This window comes from Micromonospora sp. AMSO12t (genome assembly GCF_008806585.1).
GTDB lineage: Bacteria > Actinomycetota > Actinomycetes > Mycobacteriales > Micromonosporaceae > Micromonospora > Micromonospora reichwaldensis.
In genome coordinates this window covers 1-4,669 of sequence record NZ_WAAS01000382.1, presented here as the reverse complement: position 1 = coordinate 4,669, position 4,669 = coordinate 1, and the positions used below count along the sequence as shown (strand labels likewise).

2 protein-coding genes are annotated in these 4,669 nt (G+C 76.2%); one reads left to right on the top strand and one right to left on the bottom strand.

Translation table 11 applies throughout. The features are described from left to right. On the bottom strand, positions 1–4,134 hold a 4,134-nt coding region (locus F6X68_RS30795), incomplete at its 3' end, for an ATP-dependent helicase (RefSeq protein ID WP_370519016.1). Between the two features lie 172 nt (positions 4,135–4,306). On the opposite strand from F6X68_RS30795, the gene F6X68_RS30790 reads away from it, so the two are divergent. Beyond that, positions 4,307–4,669: hypothetical protein (locus tag F6X68_RS30790; RefSeq protein WP_192581611.1), on the top strand; the 363-nt coding region annotated here is incomplete at its 3' end.

Genomic DNA, 4,669 nt, shown 5'->3' with positions numbered 1-4,669 from the left:
GAACTGCGCCGCGCCCAGCCCCTCGACGAAGTAGCCCCGCCGGGCCGCGCCGCGCTCCTCCAGCGCGGAGAGCACCGGATAGACCGCGGCGAAGCCGCCGGTCACCTGCTCGGCCATGACCGCGCCCCGGGTCACCACGCCGTGCCGTTCGAGCAGCACGTCGGCCAGGGCGGCGGCGCGTCGGGTCGGGTCGGTGTCGCGCTCCGGCAGGCGGGACCAGCGGCCGGCCACGGTCGGCGGGCCCCCACGCGTCGGCAGGGCCACCCGCCCGGGGCGCCGGTAACGGGTGCGCGGCGCGGTGGCACGGGACCGGTGCGCCCCGCCGCCGCCGAGTGCCGCGCGCAGCGGCGCGAGGGTGTCGTTGGTGAGGTGACCGGCCCACACCAGGTCCCAGACGACGGCGGTCAGCGCGGCGTCGTCGGTCGAGCCGACCCGGTCGGAGAGCGACCGGAAGAACAGCGCCTGCCCGTCGCCGAGCGCGTCCAGCACCGCGTCGTGCAGCGGGGTGCGGGTGAGCGCCTCGTCGGGCGGGGCGAGCAGCAGCGGCGCGACGTCCGCGTAGGCCAGGGTGACCCAGCCGTCCCCGCCGGAGATGGCCCCGGAACCGGCCCAGAGCACCTCGCCGCTGGCGCAGAGCTCGTCGAGCTGGGCGGGGGAGTAGTCGGCGACCCGACCGGGCAGCACCAGCCGTTCCAGCGCCGACGCCGGCACCGCTGCGCCCTGCAACTGCTCCACGGCGGCGGCCAGCGCCTCCACCCCCCGCGCGGACGAGCCGACCTGCTGCCAGCGGGGCAGGAACGCGGCCAGCGCGCGGGGCGGCACCGGCTCGATCTCCCGGCGCAGCGCGGCCAGGGACCGGCGGCGCAGCAGCCGCAGCACCTCCGCATCACACCACTGGCTGCCGGCAGTGTCGGGGGTGAACTCGCCGGCCACCACCCGACCGGTGGCGGCGAGCCGGCGCAGCGTCTGCTCGACCACGAAGACGCCGAGCCCGAAGCGGGCCGCGCAGGTGGCGGCGGCGAACGGCCCGTGCGTACGCGCGTAGCGGGCGACCAGGTCGCCGAGCGGATCGGCCACCGGGGCCAGGTAGGCCTCGGCCACCCCGACCGGCAGGGCCACGCCGAGGGCGTCACGCAGCCGGGCCGCGTCCTCGACGCCGACCCAGCGCTCCTCGCCGGCGACGCGTACGCGCAGCACCCGGCGGGCCGCCGCCAGCTCGGTCAGCCACGCGGGGGAGGCGCCCCGCTCGGCCAGCTCCGCCTCCGACAGGTCGCCGACCACGCGGAGCAGCTCGACCACGTCCTCCGCGTCGCGCGGGCGGCGCTGCTCGGTCAGCCAGCGCAGCTGCCGCTCGGTTTCGGCCAGCACCGCCGGATCGAGCAGCTCCCGCAGGTCGACCCGGCCGAGCAGCTCGCCGAGCAGGGTCGAGTCCAGCGCCAGCGCGGCGGCCCGGCGTTCGGCCAGCGGCGCGTCGCCCTCGTAGAGGAAGGCGCCGACGTAGCCGAAGAGCAGCGACCGGGCGAACGGCGACGGCTGGGCGGTCTCCACCTCGACCAGGCGCACCTTGCGGGCGGCCAGGTCGCGCATCAGCTCGGCCAGCGCGGGCTGGTCGAAGACGTCCTGGAGGCATTCCCGGGCGGCCTCCAGGGTGACCGGGAAGTCGGCGTACTCGCGGGCGACGTCGAGCAGCTGGGCGGCGCGTTGCCGCTGCTGCCACAGCGGCTGGCGGCGGCGCGGGTCGCGGCGGGGCAGCAGCAGCGACCGGGCGGCGCACTCGCGGAACCGGGACGCGAAGAGCGCGGACGTGCCGACCGACTCCTCGACGAGCTGGGCGATCTCCTCGGGCTCGAAGACCACCACGTCGGCGCCGGGTGGCTCGTCCGCCGTGTCCGGCAGGCGGACCACGATGCCGTCGTCGGACGGCATCACCTGGGCGTCCACGCCGTAGCGCTCGGCGAGCCGGCGGCCGATGGCCAGCGCCCACGGCCCGTTGACCCGGGCGCCGAGCACGCTGTGCACGGCCAGCCGCCAGTCGCCCAGCTCGTCGCGGAACCGCTCGACCACGACGGTGCGGTCGTCGGGCAGGGACCGGGTGGCGGCGCGCTGCTCGCGCAGGTAGGCCATCAGGTTTCCCGCGGCCCAGTCGTCCAGCCCGCCGGCCCGCAGCGCGGCGACCGCCGTCTCGTCGCTCTGCCGCAGCAGCGAACGCACCCGGGCGCCGATGGCCCGGCCCAACTCGACGGGGCGGCCGAGCTGGTCGCCCTTCCAGAACGGCATCTTCGCCGCCTGCCCGGGGGCCGGGGAGACCAGCACCCGGTCGGGGGTGATCTCCTCGATCCGCCAGGACGACGAGCCGAGCAGGAAGACGTCGCCGACCCGGGACTCGTAGACCATCTCCTCGTCCAGCTCGCCGACCCGGGCGGCCCGCTCGGCCCCCGCCAGGAAGACGCCGAAGAGGCCCCGGTCGGGGATCGTGCCGCCGCTGGTCACCGCGAGCCGCTGCGCGCCGGGACGGCCGGTGAGCGTGTCGGTGGCGCGGTCCCAGACCAGCCGGGGCCGCAGCTCGGCGAACGCGGTGGACGGGTAGCGGCCGGAGAGCATGTCGAGCACGGCGTGCAGCGCCGAGTCGGGCAGCTCGGCGAAGGGCGCCGCCCGGCGTACGAGCACGGCCAGGTCACCGACGCGCCACGGCTCCAACGCCACCATGGCGACGATCTGCTGGGCCAGCACGTCGAGCGGGTTGCGCGGGTGGTGCAGCTCCTCGATGGCGCCCTCGGCCATCCGCTCGGCCACCACGGTGCACGACAGCAGGTCACCCCGGTGCTTGGGGAAGACCACCCCGCGGGAGACCGCGCCGACCTGGTGCCCGGCCCGGCCCACCCGTTGCAGGCCGGCGGCCACGCTGGGCGGCGCCTCGATCTGCACCACCAGGTCGACGGCGCCCATGTCGATGCCCAGCTCCAGGCTGGAGGTCGCCACCACGGCGGGCAGCTGGCCGGACTTGAGCGCCTCCTCGATGTGCTTGCGCTCCTCCCGGGAGACGCTGCCGTGGTGGGCGCGGGCGATCACCGCCGGCGCGCCGGCCGCCGCGCCGGCCTGCGCCATCAGCTCCGCCGGCGTGCGGCCGACGCGCACCGGCCCTTCGGGGCCGCCCCACTCCTGTGCGCCGCGCGGCGACGGCGTGGGCCCGCCGGCCAGCTCCTCGCCGGCCAGCTCGTTGAGCCGGGCGCAGAGGCGCTCGGCCGAACGCCGGGAATTGGTGAAGACGATGGTCGAGCGGTGTGCCCTGACCAGGGAGAAGACGCGTTCCTCCACCGCCGGCCAGATGGACGCCCGGCGCGTGCCGAGGCCGCCGAGGTCGTCCTCCGGCGGCTCCTGCTCGTCGAGGCGGGTCATGTCCTCCACCGGCACCTGGACGCTGACCTCGATCGTCTTGGCGGTGGGCGGCGCGACCACGTCGACGGGGCGGGCGCCGCCGAGGAAACGGGCGCAGGCGTCGACGGGCCGGACGGTGGCGGAGAGGCCGATCCGCTGTGCCGGGGCCGGCAGCAGCTCGTCGAGGCGTTCCAGGGAGAGCGCGAGGTGGGCGCCGCGTTTGGTGCCGGCGACCGCGTGCACCTCGTCGAGGATCACCGTCTCGACGCCGCGCAGGGAGTCGCGGGCGGCGGAGGTCAGCAGCAGGAACAGCGACTCGGGTGTGGTGATGAGGATGTCCGGCGGGGTGCGGGCGAAGGCCCGCCGCTCGTCGGCGGGGGTGTCGCCGGTGCGCATTCCCACGGTGATCTCCGGCGGGGCGACGCCGAGCCGGGTGGCGGCCTGGCGAATGCCCGTGAGGGGAGTGCGCAGGTTGCGCTCGACGTCGACCGCGAGCGCCTTGAGCGGGCTGACGTAGAGCACCCGGCACCGCTGCCGGGGGTCGGCCGGGGCGGGCTCGCGGGCGAGCCGGTCGAGCGACCAGAGGAACGCGGCCAGCGTCTTGCCCGAGCCGGTGGGGGCCACCACCAGCGCGCTGCGCCCGGCGGAGACGGAGCCCCAGGCGCCGGTCTGGGCGGCGGTGGGCGCGGCGAAGGCGGCGCCGAACCACTCCCGGGTGGCCGCGCCGAAACCCGCCATCGCATCCGTCACGCCATCCATCCTGCCCCGGCGGTGTGACATCGGGGCTCTGGGCGGAGGGCCATTGCCCCGCTCCGGCTCATACGCGATGTTTGCGCGTTCAATCCGTTAAGTCTTACTTAACTGCTTGCTTGTGCCCCACAACATAAAGTAACTTCACCCGGAGCGTCGACCCGGGGTGGAGGAGATCGGATTGACCGTCGAGCAGCGGAGCTTCGAGCCCGGCACCGACGTGCTCATCCGCAAGGTCGACGGTCACCTCGCTGCCGTCCGCACCGGGCTGTCCGGCCCGGAGCTGGAGCTGGCCGAGCGGCTCGCCGCCGCGCTGCGGGAGCTGGTCGTCTCCACCGCGCAGGCCAGCGCGGCCGACCGGGGGCAGGTCCGGGCCGCGGTGCACTACTTCGTGCTGCGCCGGGAGAGCCGGGGCCGGTTGCTGCCGGTGCGCTCCCTCGCCGCCGCCCAGCGGGTGGTCAACAAGGTCGTGGTCCAGCTCGGCCGCCCCGACCTGCTGGTGGAGCCCCGTCGCGAGCGCCCCGCCCGGGAGCCCGTCGCCCCC